Source organism: Streptomyces sp. BJ20 (assembly GCF_022869105.1).
Classification (GTDB): Bacteria; Actinomycetota; Actinomycetes; order Streptomycetales; family Streptomycetaceae; genus Streptomyces; species Streptomyces griseoincarnatus.
On the sequence record NZ_CP094918.1, the window covers coordinates 7,009,144 to 7,031,068 of the forward strand.

Annotated in this window: 21 protein-coding genes and 1 tRNA gene; 11 read left to right on the forward strand and 11 right to left on the reverse strand. The window is 72.9% G+C overall.

The window, feature by feature from the left end:
• Positions 1-3: 3 nt before the first annotated feature.
• Positions 4-1,689, reverse strand: a complete 1,686-nt coding sequence (gene cdgB / locus MTR79_RS31495) for a diguanylate cyclase CdgB (protein WP_048459032.1) — start codon at positions 1,687-1,689, stop codon at positions 4-6.
• A gap of 316 nt (positions 1,690-2,005) precedes the next feature.
• Between cdgB and MTR79_RS31500 the strand changes: the two genes are divergently transcribed.
• Positions 2,006-2,590: a flavin reductase family protein gene (locus MTR79_RS31500; RefSeq protein WP_078895219.1), complete on the forward strand. Its 585-nt coding sequence runs from the start codon at positions 2,006-2,008 to the stop codon at positions 2,588-2,590.
• Between the two features lie 53 nt (positions 2,591-2,643).
• Entirely contained in the window at positions 2,644-3,111 is a 468-nt protein-coding gene (locus tag MTR79_RS31505) for a GNAT family N-acetyltransferase (RefSeq protein ID WP_189366243.1), read from the forward strand.
• A gap of 84 nt (positions 3,112-3,195) precedes the next feature.
• Here the strand turns inward: MTR79_RS31505 and arfB are convergent, their stop codons facing one another.
• The gene (gene arfB, locus MTR79_RS31510; protein ID WP_086703247.1) at positions 3,196-3,630 is read right to left on the reverse strand and encodes an alternative ribosome rescue aminoacyl-tRNA hydrolase ArfB; all 435 of its coding nucleotides are present in this window, start codon (positions 3,628-3,630) and stop codon (positions 3,196-3,198) included.
• A 151-nt stretch (positions 3,631-3,781) separates the two neighbouring features.
• Here arfB and MTR79_RS31515 point away from each other — a divergent pair, with 151 nt between their 5' ends.
• Together MTR79_RS31515 and MTR79_RS31520 are read left to right on the forward strand one after the other, a co-directional pair.
• The gene (locus MTR79_RS31515; RefSeq protein WP_048459028.1) at positions 3,782-4,357 is read left to right on the forward strand and encodes a TerD family protein; all 576 of its coding nucleotides are present in this window, start codon (positions 3,782-3,784) and stop codon (positions 4,355-4,357) included.
• Positions 4,358-4,454: 97 nt separating this feature from the next.
• Entirely contained in the window at positions 4,455-4,985 is a 531-nt protein-coding gene (locus tag MTR79_RS31520; protein WP_244792682.1) for a GNAT family N-acetyltransferase, read from the forward strand.
• Here MTR79_RS31520 and MTR79_RS31525 read toward each other — a convergent pair.
• Positions 4,982-6,394: a M1 family metallopeptidase gene (locus MTR79_RS31525; RefSeq protein WP_244792684.1), complete on the reverse strand. Its 1,413-nt coding sequence runs from the start codon at positions 6,392-6,394 to the stop codon at positions 4,982-4,984. The genes MTR79_RS31520 and MTR79_RS31525 overlap by 4 nt on opposite strands.
• An 11-nt stretch (positions 6,395-6,405) precedes the next feature.
• Here MTR79_RS31525 and MTR79_RS31530 point away from each other — a divergent pair, with 11 nt between their 5' ends.
• Positions 6,406-6,945: a hypothetical protein gene (locus MTR79_RS31530; RefSeq protein ID WP_244792686.1), complete on the forward strand. Its 540-nt coding sequence runs from the start codon at positions 6,406-6,408 to the stop codon at positions 6,943-6,945.
• 12 nt (positions 6,946-6,957) lie between these two features.
• On the opposite strand, the gene MTR79_RS31535 is transcribed toward MTR79_RS31530, so the two are convergent.
• On the reverse strand, positions 6,958-7,635 hold the full coding sequence (locus MTR79_RS31535; protein WP_189366247.1) for a pentapeptide repeat-containing protein: 678 nt from the start codon (positions 7,633-7,635) through the stop codon (positions 6,958-6,960).
• Positions 7,636-7,786: 151 nt separating this feature from the next.
• Between MTR79_RS31535 and MTR79_RS31540 the strand changes: the two genes are divergently transcribed.
• From MTR79_RS31540 to MTR79_RS31550, 3 genes are all read left to right on the forward strand, one after another.
• Positions 7,787-8,944, forward strand: a complete 1,158-nt coding sequence (locus MTR79_RS31540) for an NAD(P)-binding protein (protein WP_244792688.1) — start codon at positions 7,787-7,789, stop codon at positions 8,942-8,944.
• 59 nt (positions 8,945-9,003) lie between these two features.
• Positions 9,004-9,978, forward strand: a complete 975-nt coding sequence (locus MTR79_RS31545; protein WP_086703254.1) for a zinc-binding dehydrogenase — start codon at positions 9,004-9,006, stop codon at positions 9,976-9,978.
• Between the two features lie 64 nt (positions 9,979-10,042).
• Positions 10,043-10,942, forward strand: coding sequence for an aminoglycoside phosphotransferase family protein (locus MTR79_RS31550; RefSeq protein ID WP_189366253.1), 900 nt, complete (start codon positions 10,043-10,045; stop codon positions 10,940-10,942).
• Between the two features lie 56 nt (positions 10,943-10,998).
• Here the strand turns inward: MTR79_RS31550 and MTR79_RS31555 are convergent.
• A tRNA-Thr gene (locus tag MTR79_RS31555) sits at positions 10,999-11,075 on the reverse strand.
• Positions 11,076-11,382: 307 nt separating this feature from the next.
• Between MTR79_RS31555 and ugpC the strand changes: the two genes are divergently transcribed.
• The 3 genes from ugpC (at position 11,383) to MTR79_RS31570 (ending at position 14,693) form a co-directional block, all read left to right on the forward strand.
• Positions 11,383-12,471 carry a sn-glycerol-3-phosphate ABC transporter ATP-binding protein UgpC gene (gene ugpC, locus MTR79_RS31560; RefSeq protein WP_122214757.1) on the forward strand — a complete coding sequence of 363 codons (1,089 nt, stop codon included), beginning with the start codon at positions 11,383-11,385 and terminating at the stop codon, positions 12,469-12,471.
• 185 nt (positions 12,472-12,656) lie between these two features.
• Positions 12,657-13,112 carry a hypothetical protein gene (locus tag MTR79_RS31565; protein WP_244792690.1) on the forward strand — a complete coding sequence of 152 codons (456 nt, stop codon included), beginning with the start codon at positions 12,657-12,659 and terminating at the stop codon, positions 13,110-13,112.
• 849 nt (positions 13,113-13,961) lie between these two features.
• Positions 13,962-14,693 (forward strand): nucleotidyltransferase family protein, encoded by a 732-nt coding sequence (locus tag MTR79_RS31570; protein WP_086701329.1) that lies wholly within the window; start codon positions 13,962-13,964, stop codon positions 14,691-14,693.
• Positions 14,694-14,770: 77 nt separating this feature from the next.
• Here MTR79_RS31570 and MTR79_RS31575 read toward each other — a convergent pair whose 3' ends face one another.
• The 6 genes from MTR79_RS31575 to MTR79_RS31600 all read right to left on the reverse strand — a co-directional run bounded on the left by MTR79_RS31575 (position 14,771) and on the right by MTR79_RS31600 (position 21,339).
• Complete coding sequence (locus MTR79_RS31575) at positions 14,771-16,426, reverse strand: DoxX family membrane protein (protein WP_244792692.1); 1,656 nt, start codon at positions 16,424-16,426, stop codon at positions 14,771-14,773.
• Between the two features lie 118 nt (positions 16,427-16,544).
• Positions 16,545-17,483, reverse strand: a complete 939-nt coding sequence (gene rlmB / locus MTR79_RS31580) for a 23S rRNA (guanosine(2251)-2'-O)-methyltransferase RlmB (RefSeq protein ID WP_244792694.1) — start codon at positions 17,481-17,483, stop codon at positions 16,545-16,547.
• A 208-nt stretch (positions 17,484-17,691) separates the two neighbouring features.
• Positions 17,692-19,092: a cysteine--tRNA ligase gene (gene cysS, locus MTR79_RS31585; RefSeq protein ID WP_086701333.1), complete on the reverse strand. Its 1,401-nt coding sequence runs from the start codon at positions 19,090-19,092 to the stop codon at positions 17,692-17,694.
• A 149-nt stretch (positions 19,093-19,241) separates the two neighbouring features.
• Positions 19,242-19,736: a 2-C-methyl-D-erythritol 2,4-cyclodiphosphate synthase gene (gene ispF, locus MTR79_RS31590; RefSeq protein ID WP_086701335.1), complete on the reverse strand. Its 495-nt coding sequence runs from the start codon at positions 19,734-19,736 to the stop codon at positions 19,242-19,244.
• A complete protein-coding gene (ispD, locus tag MTR79_RS31595) occupies positions 19,726-20,502 on the reverse strand; it encodes a 2-C-methyl-D-erythritol 4-phosphate cytidylyltransferase (RefSeq protein ID WP_244792696.1) in 777 nt (258 codons plus the stop codon). The genes ispF and ispD overlap by 11 nt, the downstream gene beginning before the upstream one ends.
• A gap of 354 nt (positions 20,503-20,856) precedes the next feature.
• The gene (locus MTR79_RS31600; RefSeq protein ID WP_003953493.1) at positions 20,857-21,339 is read right to left on the reverse strand and encodes a CarD family transcriptional regulator; all 483 of its coding nucleotides are present in this window, start codon (positions 21,337-21,339) and stop codon (positions 20,857-20,859) included.
• Positions 21,340-21,925 lie beyond the last annotated feature (586 nt).

A 21,925-nucleotide genomic window follows, 5' to 3' on the forward strand; every position in this document is an offset into this window, starting at 1 on the left:
ACGTCATCCGGCGCGCCGGTGCTGTTTGGGACGAGATCGTTTCTCGACGTACATCCGTTCGTCAGCCGATTTCAACACTTCGTCGGCCGTCATCCCGCAGTGGGCCCATCCGATGCCGAAGCTGGCGCCGACCCGCACGGCCCGTCCCTCGGCCCGGATGGGCTGGATGATCTCGTTGCGCAGCCGCACGGCGAGGTCCTGCGCGTCGGCCCGGCCGAGTCCGTCGGCGAGGATGACGAATTCGTCACCCCCGAGCCGGGCCACGGTGTCGCCGTCCCGCACGCCGTTGCTGAGCCGCCGGGCGACCTCGATGAGGACCGCGTCGCCCGCGTTGTGCCCGAACCGGTCGTTGATCGACTTGAAGCCGTCGAGGTCGCAGAAGAGCACCGCGAGCCCCTTGGTGCCGTCGTCGGCGCCCGCGGCGGGCGCGACGGTGTGCACATGGTGGTCGTAGCCGTCGTACGCGTCACGGCCGGGCGGGAAGTCGAAGTCGTGGCCGCGGTCGAAGACGGGCGGGCCGAAGGCGGCGTCGTGGGAGTCGAACGACTCGTAGGGCTCCATGGAGTCCACGGCCGTCGGCAGCGTCTGCGGCTGCTGGCTGCACAGCCGGGCGGAGAGCCGGGAGCGGAGCTCGGCGGAGTTCGGCAGCCCGGTGAGCGAGTCGTGGGAGGCACGGTGGGCGAGCTGGAGCTCGCGGCGCTTGCGCTCCTCGATGTCCTCGACGTGGGTGAGCAGGAAGCGCGGCCCGTCGGCGGCGTCTGCGACGACCGAGTTGCGCAGGGAGACCCACACGTAGGTGCCGTCGCGGCGGCACAGCCGCAGCTCCGCCCGGCCGCCCTCGGCGGAGGTGCGCAGCAGGGTGCCTATGTCCTCGGGGTGGACGAGGTCGGAGAAGGAGTAGCGGCGCATCGCGGAGGCGGGCCGCCCGAGCAGCCGGCACAGGGCGTCGTTGGTGCGCAGGATCCTGCCGTGCTGGTCGCCGCCCATCTCGGCGATGGCCATGCCGGAGGGCGCGTACTCGAAGGCCTGCCGGAAGCTCTCCTCGCTGGCCCGCAGCGCCTGCTGCTCGCGCTCCAGGCGGACCAGGGCGCGCTGCATGTTGGAGCGCAGCCGGGCGTTGCTGATCGCGATGGCGGCCTGGAAGGCGTACATCTGGAGGGCCTCGCGGCCCCAGGCGCCGGGCCGGCGGCCGTTGCGCGGGCGGTCGACGGAGAGCACGCCGACCAGTTCGCCGGAGGTGCCGCCGCCCTGCGGCCCGGGCGCGTACATGGGGGCGAAGAGCCGGTCGGAGGGGTGCCACTCGTCCTCGAAGCGGGGAGCGGGCCCGTCGGTGTACCACTGCGGGACGTCGTCGTCGTCGAGGACCCAGCCCTCGGTGTGCGGTATGAACACCAGGTCGCCCCAGCGCTCGCCCATGGTGAGCCGGCGGTCCCAGGAATCGCGGGAGCCGACCCGGCCGGTGATGAGGGCCTCCGCCGCCGTGTTCCCGGAGAGGGCGGCGACCACGAGGTCGCCGTCGGGGCGTACGAGATTGACGCAGGCCAGCTCGTACCCGAGGGCGCCCACGACGCCGTCGGCGACCGTCTGCAACGTGTCCGCCAGACTGCGCGCCGTGTTCATGTCGGCCATGGCCCGGTGGAGTTGTCGCAGCGATGCAAGACGGACGTAGGGTTCCGACTCGGTCTCCATCCTCGCCCTCCCCCCGAGACCTCGCAGCGCATCAAGGGTCATCATCGGCGTATCGTCGCAGCGGCTTCCCCGCCACTGAATCACAGCGCGCTGCTCACCCGGTACACAGGGTCAACAATTATTGCCCCTTGTGACTCAAGTCACAGCCAAACATGACCAATTGCGTGGTTTACGCGCGGCATCCCGGCCTATTTCCGTCATGCGGATCGTGTGGTGATTGTGCATGAATCGTGCTCAGATCGGCCGATGGTCCTAGGTCCCGGTTCGGGCCACGGTCCGATGCGATGTCCGTGCCGCGGAGATTAGCGTTTCCGATGTGCTGAACACTCCCGCCGCCCCGGCCTCGATCACCGTTACGCCCGCCGCCCGGCATGCTGAGGGGGTGAGCAACGACGAGTTCCGTGCCGCCATGTCCCGTCTGGCCGCCGGTGTGGTCCTGGTGACCGCGGTGGAGCCGCCGCTGGACCCGGACGACCCGGGGGCGCCGGCCGGCGAGGACGTCGGCATGACCGCGACCGCGTTCCTGTCCGTCTCCCTGGACCCGCCGTTGGTGCTGGTCAGCCTGCGCACCGGCTCCCGCATGGACGAGCTGCTCGAGGAGCAGCCGCTGTGGGCGGTGTCCGTGCTGTCCGAGAGCCAGCGCCACATCGCGGGCCGCTTCTCGATGAAGGGCCGGGTCAGCGACCGTTTGCTGTTCGCGGACATTCCCTACCGGCGCGGCGAGTACACGGGAGCGCCTCTGGTCGGCGGCGCGCTGGCGACCCTGGAATGCCGCACCGAACAACGCGTGGAGGCGGGGGACCACACCCTGGTGATCGGCCGCGTGACGACGGCCGCAGTGCCGAGCGCGGAAGGCGGTCCGCTCACCTATTTCCGGGGCCGCTACCGCCAGTTGGGCTGAGCACTCCCGAAATCCCTTTTACCGCCGCCGCTTCACCCGCCTACCCTCCCGGCATGACGACCGCCAGGGCCCCGCGCCTCGAAAAGATCACACCCGCGAATCTCGAGGCCGCCCTCGCCCTGCGGGTCCGCGCGGAACAGGAATTCGCCGTCGACCCGGTGGCCCACTCCCTCGCGGAGGCGTACGTCCGTCCCGGCAAGGCGTGGCCGCGCGTGATCGTTGACGACGGCCGCGTGGTCGGCTTCGTGATGGCGTTCCTCGACTTCGACTGGCACGACGACGGCACCGACATCCGCTCGGGTCTGTGGCGCCTCACCATCGCGGCGGACGAACAGGGCAAGGGCTACGGCCGCTTCGCGGTGAACGCGGTGGCGGAAGAACTGCGCCGCCGCGGCACGAGGACCCTCCACGTCACCTGGCACCCCGGCGAGCACGGCCCGGAGAACTTCTACCTCACCCTGGGCTTCGAGAAGACGGACGAAAGGGTGAACGAGGAGCACGTAGGAGTCCTACGTCTGTAAGAACACCCTCAAGGGCGCGGGGAACTGCGCGAACGACCCCTACCGGCCCGCCGGTGAAGAACAAGGGCGTGGCCCACCCGCGTCTCACCAGTCCCGCGCGGAGCGACCCCGCTTGGTCTCGGACCGCCGCTTCTTCTCCCTGAGCCGCCGCTCGTTGATCCCCCGCGGCACCCGGGTGGGCCTCCGCGGCGCGGGCGGAGGCGCCGTGGCCTCCGCGAGCAGCGCCGCCAGCCGTACCGCCGCCGCCTCCCGGTTGCGCCACTGCGACCGGTGCTCGGACGCCCGCACCGTGACGACCCCGTCGGTCAGCCGCCCCGCGAGCCGCTCGAGCGCGCGCCGCTTCCACACCTCGGGCAGCGCCTCGGTCCTGGCCAGGTCGAAGCGCAGCTCGACCTGGGTGTCGCTGGTGTTGACGTGCTGCCCGCCCGGCCCGGACGAGCGCGAGAAACGCCACATGAGCTCGGCCTCGGGCAGGGAGACGGAGCCGCGCACGACAAGGGGACCGGACATGACATACAGGTTCCCGCGCCCGCACCGGTCACGTCACCCGAATATCCGTACCTGGGTAAAGAAAGTAAAGAGACCTGGAACCTCGCGCACCCCTCTCGGCGTTCAAGGTGGTAGCTGTAGCTTCATAGCCGTACGCAAACAAGGGAAGGGACTCCCAACAATGGCTGTAAGCCTGTCCAAGGGTGGCAACGTCTCGCTCACCAAGGAGGCTCCGGGCCTGACCGCCGTCACCGTGGGCCTCGGCTGGGACGTCCGCACCACCACGGGAACGGACTTCGACCTCGACGCGTCGGCGATCGCGGTCAACACGCAGGGCAAGGTCTACTCGGACGCCCACTTCGTGTTCTTCAACAACAAGCAGACCCCGGACAACACCATCGTCCACACCGGTGACAACCGCACCGGTGAGGGCGAGGGCGACGACGAGGCGATCAACGTCAACCTGGCGGCCCTCCCGGCCGACATCGACAAGATCGTCTTCCCGGTCTCGATCTACGACGCCGAGAACCGCAGCCAGAACTTCGGCCAGGTGCGCAACGCGTACATCCGCATCGTCAACCAGGCCGGCGGCGCCGAGATCGCCCGCTACGACCTGTCGGAGGACGCCGCGACCGAGACCGCGATGGTCTTCGGCGAGCTGTACCGCAACGGCGCGGAGTGGAAGTTCCGCGCGGTCGGCCAGGGCTACGCCTCGGGCCTCGTGGGTATCGCCCAGGACTTCGGCGTGAACGTCTGACGGACGCACCGCGACCGGTCCGGCGGAGCCCCCGCCCGCGTTCGCCGGGCGGGGGCTCCGCCGCGCCCGCCCGGCGGCCGCGCGCTACGGTGCCCCCGTGTTCCTCGACCCGCTGCGCCTCTCCCCGGACGGCGACCTCCCCGGCCCCGTGCTGACCGAGGTCACCGCCCTGTACGTCTCCAACCACGCGTTCCACGCCCTCAGCGGCGAATTCCCGGACCCGTACGCCATCCGGCCCGAGCAGGTCGCGGCCGAGCTCGCCCGCGAGCTGTCCGGCCCGCACACGGAGGTGCTGCTGGCCCGCGAGGCGGGTCTCCTCGTGGGCATCGCCGTCACGCTCTCCGAACACCCCGACCCCGCCGACCCCGACCCGTGGATCGGCCTGCTGATGGTGGACGCGAGCCTGCACGGCCGGGGTCACGGCCGCCGCCTCGCCGCACTCGTCGAGGACCGTCTGCGCGCGGCCGGCCACACCGCCGCACGGCTCGCCGTGCTGGAGGACAACGCCCAGGGCCTCGCCTTCTGGACGGCCCTCGGCTGGACGGAGATCGACCGCCGCCGCGACCACGGCCTCGGCCGCCCGTGCCGGGTCCTGCGCAAGCCCCTCACCGGCCCGGACCCCGCCTAGGGAGCGGTCGCCGGCCGTCCCTCCCCGTACAGCCAGTCCTCCCAGACCCGGGAGAAGTCCTTGTCCGGCACCTCGCGCTCGACGTACGCGGTGAAGTCGTCCGTGCTCGCGGTGGAGTGCCGGTGCTCCGCCGCCCAGCCGCGCAGCAGGCGGCCGAAGGCCTCGTCGCCGGCCGTCCTGCGGACCATGTGGAGGACCATCGCGCCGCGCCAGTACACGGGCGTGGCGGAGATGTGCGCCGCGTCCGGCGGGTCGGCGGGCGGGAAGGACCACAGCGCCGCGTTGGTCCCCGCGTCCGGGAAGTAGGAGCCGGAGTACAGGCGGTCGAAGGTGCTCTGCGCGCTGCCCTCGCCGTGGTCCTCCTCCCACAGCCACTGCGCGTACGTGGCGAACCCCTCGTTCAGCCACATGTCCCGCCAGGTCCGCGGGGTGACGGAGTCGCCGTACCACTGGTGGGCGATCTCGTGGACCAGCAGCGCCGTGTCGGGGGCGCCGGGGAAGACGGGGCGGTTCTGCGTCTCCAGGGCGTACCCGGCGTCCCCGGGGCGCTCGACGATCGCGCCCGCGGAGGAGAAGGGGTACGGCCCGAACCGCCGCTCCCCCCACTCCACGACCTCCGGGAGCGCTTTCACCGTCGCGCGGCTCGCACCCGCCTGCTCCGGGTCGACGGCGGTGAACAGCGGCAGCCCGCCGGCGGTCTCCCCGCGGTGGACGTCGTAGCGGCCGATCGCGACCGTCGCGAGGTAGCTCGCCATGGGTTCGGGGGTGTGCCAGCGGTACGTCGTACGGCCGTCCTTCGTCTCCTCCCCGGCCGGTTCGCCGTTGGAGACCGCCCGCAGGTCCTCCGGCACGGTGACGGAGACGGTGTAGGTGGCCTTGTCGGAGGGGTGGTGGTTGCCGGGGAACCAGGCCATGGAGCCGACCGGCTGGCCCAGCGCCAGCGCCCCGTCGGCGGTGCGCAGCCAGCCCTCCTCGGAGCCGTCGGGGTCGGTGACCGTCTCCGGGCGTCCCGCGTAGCGGACGACGACCCGGAGGTGCGCGTCCCGGTCGAGGGCGTGGCGCGGCCGCACGGTCAGCTCCTGCCCCTCACGGGCGAAGCGGGCGCCGGTGCCGTCGACGGTGACGGCGTCCACGGCGAGGCCCTGGAGGTCGAGGTTCAGGGTGGTGAGGTCCTCGGTGGCGCGGGCGTCGATCGTCGCGGTGCCGCTGAGCCGGCGGCCGTCGGGGTCGTAGGCGAGGGCGAGGGCGTAGTGGGTGACGTCGTAGCCGCCGTTGCCCGCCTTCGGGAAGTACGGGTCACCGGCGCCGTCGTCACCGGCGCCCTCGGCGCCGGAGCCGGGCCCGCACGCGGCGAGCACCACCGCGAACAGGGCGGCGGTTCCGCGGCTCAGGGGGCGGGGGGTGCGCACGCCGGGATCCTATGGCCGCGGGGACGCCGGAGCGTGACACCATCACCCACGTGCTCGACATCGGTTACGCCCTCTCCAACCGCTTCCCCGACCCCCCGCAGACCGACTACCGCCGCGCGGACGTCCACGCCCTGCGGCACGACCTGTTCTGCGGAGACGTCCATCTCGCCGACACCGAGTCGGACCGCGAGATCTCCACAGCCTGGGGATGGGTGCCGGTGCTCGACTTCGCGTGGGCGCTGTGCGACATCGTGGAACGCGTCGACCGGGACCCGGCGGGCTCACGCGCCTCACGGCCGCAGCACGCCGAGCTGGACTTCACCGAGTCCACCGACCGGCTGCTGTTCGAACGGCGCTTCGGCTGGGTGGACATCGAGGCGGAGTGGCGCCCCGTCTCCGAGCCCCCGCTGACGTTCTCCCACACCGCACTGCGCCGCGAGGCCCGCGACTTCCTGCACGACCTGCTGGCCGACCTGATCGACCTGCACGACGACCTCGGCGAGAACCCGGCGATCTGGACCCTCCAGGCCCGCTACCCCCGCGTGAGCTGACCGCCCCGGCCCTCACCCCTCGACTGTGATCCCCAGCTCCCCCGCCAGCACCGGCGCCAGGTCCAGCAGCTGGGCCGTGCTGATCACCGCGCCGGACAGGCGGTCCACCCCGCGGGCGATCTCCAGGGAGGCCGCACGGCGCAGGTCCACGTCCTTGAGCGTGGCGCCGGACAGGTCCACGCCCTTCAGCGTGCAGTCGACGAACTCCACGCGCTCCAGACGCGCACCGCCGAAGTCCGGCTCCACCAGGACGCAGCCCTCGAAGACGACGTCCTTGAGCGCTGCCCCGCGCAGGTTCAGGAAGTCGATCTTCCCGCCCCGGATCCGCACCCGCTCCAGCGCCGCCCCGTGCAGCTGGGTGCCGCCCAGCCGGGCGTCGGTCAGCTCCACGTCACGGAGGGTCGCGCCCGCCAGGTCCGTGCCCACGCCCCGCACCCCGTCGAGCGCCGAGTCCAGCAGCCGCGCCCTGGGCAGCCGCGTCCCGTCCAGCGCGCACCCCCGCAGCGCGCAGTCCATGAAGCGCGCACCCGCCCCGTCCTGCCCGGCGAGGTCCGTGCCGTCGAACTCCAGGCCGTCGTAGTCCCCGTCCGGCTCCAGACCACCTCCCTCGAACGCCTCGAGCGGGGCGAGCCGCAGCTCCGGCCGCCGCGCCGCCCGCACACCCGGTCTCCCTGCCGCTCCACGCACCATGCGCCCATGGTGCACCCCGCCTCTGACATCCCGCCCGGCCTGCGGAAACACCCCGCATGTCACATCCCGGCGCCGTCGGCCGTCCTGGTTGTACACCGCCGGACAGCGTCTCCGGCGCCCGACCGAGCCCGACCGAGGGAGAAGCCCAGTCATGCACCGCATCACCGTCGTCGGCGGCGGATTCGCCGGACTCACCGCGGCCGTCTCCGCCGCCGAGGCGGGCGTCAAGGTCACCCTGTACGAGGCCCACCACACCCTGGGCGGCCGAGCCCGCACCGCCGACGCCCCCTACCGCACCAACGAGGGCCCGCACGCCCTCTACAGCGGCGGACCGCACTGGACCTGGCTGCGCGAACGCGGCCTGCTCGGCCCGCTCGCCCCGCTGCCGCTGCGGGAGGCGGCCCGGCTGCGGCTGCGCCACCGGGGCGCCCTGCGCCGCACCCCTCCGCCCGCGCTGCTGAAGCTGCTGCGCCCCGGCCTGCGGGCGCCCGTCGACGCCGACTTCCTCACCTGGGCCACCGGCGTCGCCGGGGCGGAGGGCGCACGGGCCGCCGCGCACTTCTCGGCCGTCGCGCTGTTCCACCACGACCCCGGCTCGCTGTCCGCCGCGTTCGTGCACGAGCGGCTGCGCCGGGCCACGAAGCTGCCGCCGGAGGCGCACTACGCGCGGGGCGGCTGGGGCGCGCTGATCGACCGGATGGCCGCCCATGCCTGGAACCTGGGCGTGCGGGTCGAGACGCTGTCCCGCGTCGACACCCTCCCCACCGACGCCCCGGTGGTCGTCGCCACCTCCCTGGAGTCCGCCCGCCGCCTCCTCGGCGACCCCTCGCTGACCTGGCCGAGCGGCCGGACCGTCCTGGTCGACCTGGCGCTGCGCACCCGGCGCGGCGACCCGTTCGCGGTGTCCGACCTGGACGCCCCCGGCTGGCTGGAACGGTTCACCGCGCAGGACCGCACCCTCGCCCCGGCCGGCGAACAGCTGATCCAGAGTCAGGTCCCGGTCGGTCCCGGCGCGTCGAAGGCCGAGGGCGCCGCCCGCGCGGACGAGCTGCTGGACCTGGGCTTCCCCGGCTGGCGGGAGCGGCTCACCTGGCGGCGCGAGGCACTGGCGGACGGCCGTACCGGCGCCGTCGACCCGCCCGGCGCCACCTGGCGCGACCGGCCCGCCGTGGACCGCGGGGACGGGGTCTACCTGGCCGGGGACCGGGTCGCCGCGCCGGGCGTGCTGTCGGAGGTGTCCTTCACCAGCGCCATGACGGCCGTCTCCCTCGCCCTCGGCCGGGACGCACTTGACCTCAAGCGCGCTTGAGGTCACACGGTGGGTGGCGGGCGCACGGGGCGCCCCGCGACCGTCCCAGGGGGAGCACCATGCACGCCGTCCGACTGCACGCCTTCGGCCCCGCCGACAACCTCACGTACGAGCAGGTCGAGGACCCGGTGCCGGGTCCCGGCCAGGTCCGGGTCGCCGTCCGGGCAGCCGGGGTCCACCTCCTCGACACCGCCCTGCGCGAGGGCCTGCGCGGGCCCGCCCCGGCCCCGGCCGAACTGCCGACGATCCCCGGCCGTGAGATCGCCGGAGTGGTCGACGCGCTCGGCCCGGACACCCCGGCCGACTGGCTCGGCAAGCGGGTCGTCGCCCACCTCGGCTTCGCTCCCGGCGGTTACGCGGAACTGGCCGTCGCCGACGCCGCACGGCTGCACGAGATCCCGGGGCGCCTTGACTTCGCCGAGGCCGTCGCCATGATCGGCACGGGCCGGACGACGATGGGGATCGTGCAGTTCGCCGAGCCGGGCCCCGGTGACGTGGTCGCCGTCCCGGCCGCGGCGGGCGGCATCGGCACCCTCCTCGTGCAGTACGCCCGGAACTGGGGCGCGACCGTGATCGGCCTCGCCGGAGGCCCCGCGAAGACCGCCCTGGCCACGCGGGCAGGCGCCGGCCTCGCCGTGGACTACACCGACCCGAGCTGGGCCGAACGGCTGGAGGAGTACCGGGGCAAGCTCACCGTCGTGTACGACGGCGTGGGCGGGGACGTCGCCCGTACCTTGGTCGGCCTGCTCGCGCCGGGCGGTCGGCACGTGGTGTTCGGCTGGACCTCGCAGGGCATCGGCAGCGACCGGCCGTACCTCGTCGACGGCGTCTCGGTCGGCGTCCTCGGGCCGGAGATGCTGCGCAGGGCCGGCGGCGACGACCCGATGCGCACGCTGGAACTGCGCTCGCTCGCCGAGGCGGCCGCGGGCCGGCTCACCCCCGCCGTGCAGCGCTTCCCCCTGTCCCGGGCAGCCGAGGCCCACCGGGCCCTGGAGAACCGGGGCACCACCGGCAAGGTCGTCCTGGAGCCCTGAACACCCGTGCCCGGGCGCGGGAAACCGGGCGCGTCCCGCCCCGTGCCCCACTACCGTGCGAGGCGTGATCGACATCCCCGCGAAACTCGCCGAGGCCCAGATCAAGTTCAACAAGGAGGCCGGGCGGGCCTTCATCGCCGCCCTCCCGGACCTCGCCGCGGACTTCATGGCCCGCTGGGACCTGCGCCCCGCCGGGACGCCCATGCACGGCGTCAGCGCCCTGGTCCTCCCGGTCGACCGCGCCGACGGCACCCCGGCGGTGCTCAAGCTTCAACTGCGCGACCACGAGAGCGAGGGCGAGCCGATCGCCCTGCGCCTGTGGAACGGCGACGGGGCGGTCCGCCTCCTCGACCACGACGAGCCGACCGGCACCATGCTGCTGGAGCGCCTGGACTCCTCCCGGATGCTCGCCCACACGCCGGACGTCCACGAGGGCGTCCTGGTCGTCGCGCGCCTCCTGGCCCACCTCCACGCCACCCCGGCGCCCCCGGGGATGCGCCACCTCGGCGACATCGCCGCGTCCATGCTGGAGCGCACCCCCGCCGTCCTCGACCGCATCCCCGATCCCGAGGCCCGGCGTCTCGTCGCCGACTGCGCGGCCGCCGTGCGCGAGGTCGCGGACGAGCCCGGCGACCGGCTGCTCCACTGGGACCTGCACGACGAGAACGTCCTCGCCGCCGACCGCGCGCCCTGGCTCGCCATCGACCCCAAGCCGCTCGCCGGCGACCCCGGCTTCGACCTGTGGCCCGCCCTCGCCAACAACTTCGACCCCGGCGACGTCGTGTGGCGCTTCGACGCGATGACCGAGGTCCTCGGCCTTGACCGCGCGCGGGCCCGGGCGTGGACGTACGGGCGGGTGCTGCAGAACTGCCTGTGGGAGACGGAGGAGGGCCGCCCTCTGGGCGAGGCGGACCTGGAGATCGCCCGGCGCCTGCGCGGCGGTAGCGGTGAAGCGCCTCGATGAAGCGCCTCAACGCACGAAAAACCCGGGCCGGAGGAAGTCCGGCCCGGGGAGGTCGATGGAGCCCCCTGTCGGATTCGAACCGACGACCTGCTGTTTACAAGACAGCTGCTCTGACCATCTGAGCTAAGGAGGCAGCGCGCGCATCGCGCGCGAAGCGCGGTCCACTGTACACAGTGCCGGTTTCGCCGAGCCACGCACTTGATACAGGCGCGCCCACCGGACGCGAAGCCGGCCGACACCCGGCCGACCCACACGAACACACTCGAAAGTTTCCGCGAAATTCACAGCCCGGAACATGCTGACAAGCAGGTGAACGCCAGGTACCGTCCTGAGCCAGTTCACTCGTGTGGACCACACACCACAACGGAACACCCGTCGTGGCATCACCTTCCTACTCGGATCGTCCGGCACGTTCCTGCCGGTAGAAGGGGACCATTCACATGGCCACTGTCACGTTCGACAAGGCGACCCGGATCTACCCCGGTTCGACCAAGCCCGCCGTCGACGCCCTGGACATCGAGATCGCGGACGGCGAGTTCCTCGTCCTGGTCGGCCCGTCCGGTTGCGGCAAGTCCACCTCCCTCCGCATGCTCGCGGGCCTCGAGGACGTCAACGGCGGCGCCATCCGCATCGGCGACCGCGACGTCACGCACCTGCCGCCGAAGGACCGGGACATCGCCATGGTGTTCCAGAACTACGCGCTCTACCCGCACATGACGGTCGCCGACAACATGGGCTTCGCGCTCAAGATCGCCGGCGTCAACAAGGCGGAGATCCGCAAGAAGGTCGAGGAGGCCGCGAAGATCCTCGACCTCACCGAGTACCTGGACCGCAAGCCGAAGGCGCTCTCCGGCGGTCAGCGCCAGCGTGTGGCGATGGGCCGCGCCATCGTGCGTGAGCCGCAGGTGTTCCTCATGGACGAGCCGCTGTCCAACCTGGACGCCAAGCTCCGTGTGTCCACCCGTACGCAGATCGCGTCGCTCCAGCGCCGTCTGGGCATCACCACCGTCTACGTCACCCACGACCAGGTCGAGGCCCTCACCATGGGCGACCGCGTCGCGGTGCTCAAGGACGGTCTGCTCCAGCAGGTCGACACCCCGCGCAACATGTACGACAAGCCCGCGAACCTCTTCGTCGCCGGCTTCATCGGCTCCCCGGCCATGAACCTGGTCGAGGTCCCGGTCGCCGACGGCGGTGTGAAGTTCGGCAACTCGGTGGTGCCGGTGGAGCGTGACGCGCTCTCCTCGACCAGCGACAAGAACGTCACCGTGGGCGTCCGCCCCGAGCACTTCGACGTCGCCGGCGCCGACTCCGACCAGGGCGTCGCGGTCGTCGTGAACGTCGTGGAGGAACTGGGCTCCGACGCCTTCGTCTACGGCACGGCGCAGATCGGCGGCGAGGCGAAGGACCTGGTGGTCCGCGTCGGCGGCCGTGACGTCCCGGAGAAGGGCAGCACGCTGCACGTCGTGCCGCGCCCCGGCGAGACCCACGTGTTCTCCACGTCGACGGGCGCGCGCCTGTCCGACTGAGCGAGTCGACGTCCGAGGGGCCCCGCAGCGGTGCTGCGGGGCCCCTTGCGTTGTCGACAAATACCCCGGCAATCCGGGCAATGTACCCCAACTCGTCAACACGCGTTACGGAACTCGACGTTCGCTGTCCCCCGTAACGGTGACGGAATGTTTCACCTCGGCTACCGGACGCTACCCTCACACGCGTGACGCACTCCATTCACCCTCAGACGCGACGCGGCCGGGGCCCCGCCCGCCGGATCGGCCGCTCCCTCGCCCTCGTCCTGCCCGTCGTCCTGGTGCTCTCCGGGACCCTCGCGGTCGCGTCGGTCAACTGGTCCGGGACACCTCAGAGTCCGGTGCTCACCGCCGCGGACACGTCCGCCGCCGGCGCCTCGTCGCGGACCGCCGCCCGCGCCCCCCAGGACGTGCTGCGGGACCAGCTCCTGATGGAGCTCCAGAAGAAGGACCCGGGCGCCGCCCTGACCCAGCTCCAGCAGGCGGTGGACGACCGCCCGTCCCTCGCCGAGCACTGCGCCTCCATCGCCCGCTCCCTCGGCAAGGCCGCCGTCCGTGTCTACGGCCCCACCAAGGCCCAGTCCTACGCCCGCCCGGTCTGCGACACGTCGTTCGCCTCGGGAGTGGTCGCAGCGAACGGCTGACGCCCCCAGGCGCACGGCCGCGCGGCACCCCGGATCGACAACCGGGGCGCACTCGACCGCACCCGCGCCCCACCCCGGGCCGACAGCCGGGCGCATCCGGCCGCACCCCGGGTCGACAATCAGGCACGTCCGGACGCACTACATCCCACCCCGGGCCGATAACCGGGCGCATCCGGCCGCACCCGCGCCCCACCCGGCTCGACAGCCGGGCACGTCCGACCGCACCCACCCGCCCCGGGCCGACAACCAGGCACACCCAACCGCACCCACACCCACCCCGGGCCGACAACCAGGCGCATCCGGCCGCACCCGCGCCCCACCCGGCTCGAAAGCCGGGCACGTCCGACCGCACCCACCCGCCCCGGGCCGACAACCAGGCGCATCCGGCCCGCGTCCCACCCGGGGCCGACAGCCGACCCCGGTCCCGGGCACCGCCCCACCACGCGCCGGCCCTCTGACGCCTGGGCCCGGTCGGCCGCGCAGCGCCTCAACGCGCGCCGAGGACAGACCCGTTAGCCGTCACCACCGACACCGGGCCCCATGACACCCTCCCGGACCCCGTCGCACCCCGCCTGTTCCGCTGCGGGCAACAGCCCCTCACAACTCGCGGCGGCAGCCCGGGGACTGGCGCCTCAGCCGGTCTGCGGGCCCGATGCCGCGCACCGCTGCCAACCAGGTGCCCGCACGACGGCGGGGCACCCGGCGCATCTGTCACCGCGGCCCGCGGTGCTCGGGTGGGACGCGGCGACGTTGCTCGCCCACCGGGGCGTTCGGGGCGGCCCCCTGTGACACCGCCCCGCGTCCCGGTCCGCCCATAGCCCGCGGCCCCCGGCCGCGTACAGTGCGGGCATGACCGATCCGCGTGCCGTGTCCCGCCCCACGCAAGCCGTAGTCCTGGCCGGCGGCCAGGGATCCCGGCTCCGTCCGTACACCGACGACCGGCCCAAGCCGATGGTCGAGATCCCCGGCACGGGAACCCCGATCATCGGCCACCAGTTGACCTGGCTCGCCGAGGAGGGCGTGACCGACGTCGTCGTCTCCTGCGGCCATCTCGCCGAGGTGCTCCAGAAGTGGCTGGAGAGCACCGACCTGCCCGTCTCCGTCACCACCGTCGTCGAGCCGGAACCCCTCGGCCGCGGCGGCGGGCTGAAGTACGCCGCCGCCCGCCTGCCGCACCCGGACCGGCCCTGGTTCGCCACCAACGGCGACATCTGGACCCGGTTCTCGCTGCGCGACATGGCCGACTTCCACGCCGAGCGGGACGCCGTCGCCACCGTCGCGCTGGCCCGCCCGCGCCTGCCGTGGGGAGCGGTCCGCACCGACGGGTTCGGTCTGATCACCGACTTCATCGAGGCCCCGCCGTCCACCTTCGAGATCAACGCGGGCGTCTACGTCTTCTCCCCCGAGTTCGCCGGCCTGCTCCCGGAGCGCGGTGATCACGAGCGCACCACGTTCCCGCACCTCGCGCGCGAGCGCCGGCTCGCCGGGTTCACGATCCCGCAGGGCTCCTACTGGCGTGCCATCGACACCGCCAAGGACCTCACCGAGGCCGCCAAGGAGCTTGCCTCCCACGGCCGTTGAGGCCTCCGGAGCCAAGAGCAGCGGGGTCCCGTACGCCATCGCGTACGGGACCCCGCCGTCGTACCGGCGGGCGTCCGCTACCCCAGCAGGCCGCCCACCAGCCCGGGCCGGTCCGAGGAGCCGCCGTCGTCGCCGGGCGTGCCGCCCCCGCTGCCGCCGGAGCCTTCGCCGCCGCCCGAGGTCGGGCCCGCGGTGGTGCTCGGCGCCTGGCCCTCCGGGGAGGACTGCTGCGGCGGGGCCTGCCCGGTGCTGCCCTGCGTCTGGGTGGGCGCCCCGGTGACGGCGCCCGCGCCCTGGGTGGCGCCGGGAGTGCTGCTCGTCCCGGCGGACGGGCCGGCCGAGCCGGACGTCGCACCCTGCGTGGGCGCGTCGGACGCGGACGGCGCCCTCTTCTCGCCCTTCTCCGTCCGCTCACCGGACTCCTCCGGCAGCGGGGACCCCGGCAGGTTGTTGCGCGGCGCCTCGCCGGGGCCGGGCACGACCACCCGGTCCGCGTCCCGGACGGCGCCACCGAGCAGCGCGCCCACGAGCATGCTGAACCCGCACACCACGAACGTGACGAGCGCCCCGCGGCGCAGCACGTAGCGCCGCAGGTCCCAGATGTCGGCGCGCGGCCCGAGCCGCCGCCAGGCGCGGCCCGCGAGGCTGCCGTCGACGGAGTAGACGGGCGCGCCCGCGATGATCAGCGGCGACCAGGCGGCGAGGTAGATGATGTCGGGCGTCTCGTAGACGGGGGCGCTCTTCCAGCTCACGCTCACCAGCAGCGCCGCCGACAGCATCGCCCCGATGCCGGCGGCCACCCGCTGCCAGCAGCCGACGACGGTGAGGACGCCGACGACGACCTGGGCGAAGGCGATGGCGAGCCCCGTGCCGACGGGGTGGGCGAGCGCGAACTGCCGCAGCGGCTCGGCGACGTCCCACGGGTGCAGGCTGTGCAGCCACTTGACCATGGACCCGCGCGGCCCGCCGTCGAAGTGGAGCGGGTCGCACAGCTTGCTCATCCCGGCGTAGACGGAGATGCCGCCGAGGAAGACGCGCAGCGGGAGCAGCACCACGCCCAGGTTCATCCGGCGCCCGGGATAGTACGCGTGGCGCGCCGGGTCGTCGCCGTGCCGCCGGGCGCGCCGGCCGCCCTCGTGCCGCTCCTCGACCTCGTACGCGGGCTCGTACGTGTCCTCGTCGGGGGGCGTGTACCCGTCCTCGTCGTAGGCGCTGCCGACCGTGCGCATCGGGGGCAGCAGCGGCCCGTCGGAGTGGCCGCGCCGGGCGCCGACGAACGGGCTCTCCAGCGGCTGGGTGTCGTCGTCGTACCCGTACCCGGCGCCCTGCTGCGGCAGGATCCGGGTGCTCCCGGAGTCGGTGAGCGGCTCGTCGGCGTGGCGCAGGCCTCCGTGCCGTACGGCCTGGAGGAGGCGGTGGGCGCCGGTGTCGTCGGGGGCGGACCTGCCGCTCCACACGACGGGACGGCGGCGCGGGGCGGCCGGGCCCGCGCCCACGGTGGTGACGACGGGAATCCGCGCGGTGTGCTCGGCGGCGGTCGAATGCCGTGCGATCCGCGGCGACCGGACGCCTCGCGCCGGGCCGGCCAGCTGCACGCGGAAGCTGGCGTGGTTCACGATGACCTGCGCCGGATCGCTCGGCACCTTCACCATGCTCAGCGCGGGAGCGTCGTCGAGTCCCGACGAGCGGGCCCCCGTGGGTGTGCGGGGTGGTGTTCTGGTGTCCACACTCATCTAACCGAGTGACAAGGCGTTAGGACACTGCCTTGACCGGCCAGATGTGTCCGGACCGCGTCAAGCCGGTCCGGACCCTCCGGAATCCACCAAGTGGGTGACGAAGTCGTACACCCGTTCAGCTGCGGCGGCGCGCCGCCTCGTACAGCACGATGCCCGCCGCCACACCGGCGTTGAGCGACTCCGCCCCGCCCGGCATCGGGATCCGCACCCGCACGTCGCAGGTCTCGCCGACCAGCCGGGACAGGCCCTTGCCCTCACTGCCGACGACGATCACGACCGGCCCGTTCAGCGCCTCGACGTCGCCCAGCTCGGCCTCCCCGTCGGCGGCGAGACCGACGACGAGGACACCCGCCTTCTTGTACGCCTCCAGCGCCCGCGTCAGGTTCGTCGCGCGGGCGACGGGCGTCCGCGCGGCGGTGCCCGCGGACGTCTTCCAGGCGCCGGCGGTCATCCCGGCCGCCCGCCGCTCCGGCACGAGCACGCCGTGCCCGCCGAACGCGGAGACGGACCGGACGACCGCGCCGAGATTGCGCGGGTCGGTGACCCCGTCGAGCGCGACGATCAGCGGGTCCTCGCCCTCGTCGTGCGCGGCGGCGACCAGGTCCTCGGGGTGCGCGTACTCGTACGGCGGGACCTGGAGGACCAGGCCCTGGTGGTTGAGGCCGTTCGTCATGCGGTCCAGCTCGGGGCGGGGCGCCTCCATGAGGTTGATGCCGCCGCGGTCGGCCGCGAGCTGGAGCGCCTCGCGCACTCGCTCGTCGTTGTCGATGAACTGCTGGACGTACAGCGTGGAGGCGGGCACGCCCCCGCGCAGCGCCTCGACGACCGGGTTGCGGCCGACGACCAGCTCGGAGGCGGACCGGCCGCCGCGCCGCTGGGTGGTGCGGCCCTGGGCACGCCGGGCCTTCGCCTGGGCGGCGCGCTGCTTGGCGTGCCCCTTGCGCATCTCGGCGGGCGGGGTCGGGCCCTTGCCTTCCAGGCCCCGGCGTCGCTGGCCGCCACTGCCGACCTGCGCGCCCTTCTTGCCGGACATGCGGCGGTTGTTCGCGGCCATGAGGTATCCGTCTCCGTGAAGTCGTGGGGGTGCGCCCACATGGGTGGGCGCTCCCGTGTTCGTGGGTGTGCCTGTGCAGTGTGCCGCCCGGCGGCCCGGACGGCACACTCGATCTTGCGCGCGGCCGGGACCGGGAGGGTCCCGGACCGGGTCCGCGGCCGGTCCACGGCGGTTCCGCGGCCGCCCGCGTCCGTCCCGCGGCGGTGCCTCAGCGGGGGCCGAGGCTCCAGCGCGGTCCCTGCGGGCCGTCCTCGATGGCCAGCCCGGACTGGTTGAGCTGGTCGCGGATGGCGTCCGCGGTCGGCCAGTCCTTGCGGGCCCGGGCGGCCTCGCGCTGGTCGAGGACCATGCGGACCAGGGTGTCGACGACGCCGTGCAGGTCGCCCTCGCGGTCGCCGTCGTCGGCCCAGTGCGGGTCCAGCGGGTCGAGTCCGAGCACGCCGAGCATGGCGCGGACCTCGGCGAGGCGGGCGACCGCCTCCTCCTTGTCGTCGGCGGCCAGCGCGCTGTTGCCCTGCCGGACCGCGGTGTGCACGACGGCGAGCGCCTGCGGGACGCCCAGGTCGTCGTCCATCGCCTCCGCGAACGCGGGCGGCACCTCGGCGGCGGGCTCGACGACCCCGCCGGCCTTCTCCACCACGCGCTGCACGAAGCCTTCGATCCGCGCGAACGCGGACTCGGCCTCGCGCAGGGCCTCCTCGCTGTACTCGATCATCGACCGGTAGTGCGGGGTGCCCAGGTAGTAGCGGAGCACGATGGGCCGCCAGCGCTTGACCATCTCGCTGACGAGCACCGAGTTGCCGAGCGACTTCGACATCTTCTCGCCGCTCATGGTGACCCAGGCGTTGTGCACCCAGTACCGGGCGAACTCGTCGCCGTAGGCCTTGGCCTGGGCGATCTCGTTCTCGTGGTGCGGGAAGATCAGGTCCAGGCCGCCGCCGTGGATGTCGAAGACGGTGCCGAGGTACTTGTGCGCCATCGCCGAGCACTCCAGGTGCCAGCCCGGGCGCCCGCGTCCCCACGGCGTCTCCCAGCTCGGCTCGCCCGGCTTGGCCGCCTTCCACATCGCGAAGTCCCGCGGGTCCCGCTTGCCGGTCTCGCCCTCGCCGGACGGCTGGAGCAGGTTGTCGAGCTCCTGGTTGGACAGCTGGAGGTAGTCCGGGAACGAGGTGACGGCGAAGTACACGTTGCCGTCGGCCTCGTAGGCGTACCCGCGCTCGATCAGGCCGCGCATCATCTCGACCATCTCGGTGATGTGGCCGGTGGCGCGCGGCTCGTACGTCGGGGGCAGGCAGCCGAGCGCGCGGTAGCCGTCGCCGAAGGCGCGCTCGTTCTCGTACCCGATGGCCCACCAGGGGCGGCCCTGCTCGGCGGACTTGGCGATGATCTTGTCGTCGATGTCCGTGACGTTGCGGACGAACGTCACGTCCAGGCCGCGGTACTCGAACCAGCGGCGCATGATGTCGAAGTTCAGGCCCGAGCGGATGTGGCCGATGTGGGGCGCCGCCTGCACGGTGGCACCACACAGGTAGATCGAGACGCAGCCCTGCCGGAGCGGGGTGAAGTCACGGATCTGCCGGGCGCTGGTGTCGTACAGGCGAATAGTCACGGGACCAGGGTAGTAGGCGCGGAGGCGTGCGCGGTGCGCGCCGCTTTGTTTCGGGGACACATGTCACGTGCGGGCCCGGTGGGGGCCGATCGCGCCCACGCGGCGGAGCGGCAGGCCGGCACAGCCCCGCGCCCCTCAGGCGAAGACGCTCACCCTTGTCGGACCACCAGCGCCGTCGCCACCGCCATCAGGCCCTCGTTCCTGCCCGGGAAGCCCAGGCCGTCCGTGGTGGCGCCCGAGACCGAGACCGGGGCGCCCGCCGCCTCGGAGAGGATCTTCTGCGCCTCCTCGCGGCGTGTGCCGATCTTCGGGCGGGGGCCGACGACCTGGACGGCGACGTTGCCGATGCGGAAGCCGGCCTCCCGGACGATGCGCGCGGCCTCGGTGAGGAGGGTGACGCCCGAGGCGCCGGACCACTCGGGGCGGCTCGTGCCGAAGTGCTGACCGAGGTCGCCGAGGCCGGCGGCGGAGAACAGGGCGTTGCAGGCGGCGTGCGCGACGACGTCCGCGTCGGAGTGTCCCGCGAGCCCGGGGCCCTCGCCCTCCCACTTCAGACCGGCGCACCACAGCTCGCGGCCGTCCTCGAAGGCGTGGACGTCGGTGCCGATGCCGACCTGCGGCAGGGGGTACGCCTCAGAAGCCATCGTTCAGCCTCCTGCGCGCCAGGACCGCCTCGGCGAGGACCAGGTCGAGGGGGCGGGTGACCTTGAAGGCCTCCTCGTGCCCGGGGACGGTGACGACGGCGAGGCCGAGCCGCTCGACCATGCCGGCGTCGTCGGTGACGTCGTCCGTCACGGTCTCGTGGGCGCGGACCAGGGTGGCCCGCTCGAAGCCCTGCGGGGTCTGGACGGCGCGCAGCCTGGACCGGTCGGGCGTGGCGACCACGGGCTCGGGCTCACCGGGGGCGGCGGCGGGCTCGACCTGCTTGACGGTGTCGGCGAGCGGCAGCGCGGGGACGACGGCGGCCGCTCCGTCGCGTACGGCCTCGACGACCGCGTCCACCGTGTCCACCGGGACCAGCGGACGGGCCGCGTCGTGCACCAGGACGATGTCGTAGCCCTCGGGCAGCGCGTCCAGGCCCCGCTTCACGGACTCCTGGCGGCTGTCCCCGCCGGGGACGACGAGGACGTCGGTCCTCTCGGGCAGCGCGTGCGCGTCGAGCAGCGACTTGACCTCGCCGGCATCGTCGGGCGGCGCCACGACGACGACCAGGGAGACGGCCCGGGAATCGGCCATCGCCCGCACGGCGTGCACGAGCATGGGCGTGCCGCCGAGCGCACGCAGCGCCTTCGGGGCGCCGGGGCCGAGCCGCACACCCCGGCCGGCGGCCGGGATGACGGCCGCTGTCCGGACCGTCGGACGGCCGGGTGCGGGGGTCGGCGAGGACGGCGGGAGCGGATCGTCAGACATCGGTTCCTGTCAGGTTTGTGGGCTCGGCCTACGTGGGTATGGCCTGGGCGTGCCCCGCTCCCATGAGCGGGGGAAGTGCCGGGCGTTCCGCCTTGACCAGCCCCTTCCGTGACTCTGGTCGAGCCGACCGCCCGGGCCCGGCACGCCAGGGGTGGGGACGTGACTCATGACACATTCCCCGTCTCGGCGCAAGTGCAGCTTACGTAGGGCGTCCGGGTACGAACATGCCGCAGCGCCCGGCGACGTCCTGGACGTCATCGGGCACCGCGGCATTTCGATGCGCTGAGTGCTCTGAGTGCTGCTCCGACGGCCGGCGTGACGGCACGCGACGGGCGGAGCCACGACTCGGAGAACTCAGGAGGCGAGAACCTCGTCGAGCAGGGCCTCGGCCTTGTCCTCGTTGGTGTTCTCGGCGAGGGCCAGCTCGCTGACCAGGATCTGACGCGCCTTCGCGAGCATGCGCTTCTCACCGGCGGAGAGACCGCGCTCCCGCTCCCGACGCCACAGGTCACGCACGACTTCCGCGACCTTGATGACATCGCCCGAGGCGAGCTTCTCGAGATTTGCCTTGTACCGACGGGACCAGTTCGTGGGCTCCTCGGCGTACGGCGCGCGCAGCACCTCGAAGACCCGGTCCAGCCCGTCCTGACCGACCACATCACGCACGCCGACGAACTCCGCATTGTCCGCTGGCACACGTACCGTCAGGTCACCCTGGGCGACCTTCAGCACCAAGTAGGTCTTGTCCACGCCTTTGATCTGGCGAGTTTCGATTGCCTCGATCAGCGCGGCCCCATGATGGGGATAGACCACGGTGTCGCCAACCTTGAACGTCATGTGACAGGTACCCCTTCCGTGGCTATCCAGGGTAACACGGATACGGCGTCTTCTGAATGGCGTTTTCGCAGGTCAGGGCCATTCTCGGGGCTTGACAAGCACAACAGGAACGTGCTTCGGACGGCTGACGGAAGCGGGTATTCGCAGGTCGGAGCGGCTCTCCGGGGCAAGCGAAACGCGCACGTTACACCCTCCCGGAGCCCCTCACGAACGGTCGAACATCCCCAAATGTCCGGTTCCAGAAGGGCGACTTCCGCTACTCCGTTCGGTGAGCCGAGCCGGTTCCGGCCGAATCCGGAATTGATCACACGGTGTGAGGATCGGCGGCCGGTGATCAATTACCGGGACCCCCTCATTCCTTCACCGAAATGCGCGCCCGCGTGAATGAAGGGACGCCACGGACAGAAGTGGCGGATGTTTACCGGCGGGTCACCTGTGGTCTCTGTGGTCTCTGTGACCGTGTGGCGCGGGACGCGGGAGTCGGGTGGTGATCGGGTGACATCCCCGGCGCGGGCACGCCTCACGGACACGACCTGGGTAGGCGTGGGGAGGGTCGGGTGCGGCAGCCTGCGGGAGGCTCGGTAAC

Bases quoted from the DNA above. Each gene is read 5' to 3' on its own strand.
- rlmB (WP_244792694.1), bottom strand. From the start codon at position 17,483: ATGGCCGCGAACAACCGCCGCATGTCCGGCAAGAAGGGCGCGCAGGTC.
- ispD (WP_244792696.1), bottom strand. From the start codon at position 20,502: ATGTCTGACGATCCGCTCCCGCCGTCCTCGCCGACCCCCGCACCCGGC.
- MTR79_RS31540 (WP_244792688.1), top strand. From the start codon at position 7,787: ATGCACCGCATCACCGTCGTCGGCGGCGGATTCGCCGGACTCACCGCG.
- MTR79_RS31600 (WP_003953493.1), bottom strand. From the start codon at position 21,339: ATGACGTTCAAGGTTGGCGACACCGTGGTCTATCCCCATCATGGGGCC.
- MTR79_RS31515 (WP_048459028.1), top strand. From the start codon at position 3,782: ATGGCTGTAAGCCTGTCCAAGGGTGGCAACGTCTCGCTCACCAAGGAG.
- MTR79_RS31505 (WP_189366243.1), top strand. From the start codon at position 2,644: ATGACGACCGCCAGGGCCCCGCGCCTCGAAAAGATCACACCCGCGAAT.
- MTR79_RS31530 (WP_244792686.1), top strand. From the start codon at position 6,406: ATGGCCGCGGGGACGCCGGAGCGTGACACCATCACCCACGTGCTCGAC.
- MTR79_RS31545 (WP_086703254.1), top strand. From the start codon at position 9,004: ATGCACGCCGTCCGACTGCACGCCTTCGGCCCCGCCGACAACCTCACG.
- MTR79_RS31575 (WP_244792692.1), bottom strand. From the start codon at position 16,426: ATGAGTGTGGACACCAGAACACCACCCCGCACACCCACGGGGGCCCGC.
- cdgB (WP_048459032.1), bottom strand. From the start codon at position 1,689: ATGGAGACCGAGTCGGAACCCTACGTCCGTCTTGCATCGCTGCGACAA.
- MTR79_RS31535 (WP_189366247.1), bottom strand. From the start codon at position 7,635: ATGGTGCGTGGAGCGGCAGGGAGACCGGGTGTGCGGGCGGCGCGGCGG.
- ispF (WP_086701335.1), bottom strand. From the start codon at position 19,736: ATGGCTTCTGAGGCGTACCCCCTGCCGCAGGTCGGCATCGGCACCGAC.
- MTR79_RS31570 (WP_086701329.1), top strand. From the start codon at position 13,962: ATGACCGATCCGCGTGCCGTGTCCCGCCCCACGCAAGCCGTAGTCCTG.
- ugpC (WP_122214757.1), top strand. From the start codon at position 11,383: ATGGCCACTGTCACGTTCGACAAGGCGACCCGGATCTACCCCGGTTCG.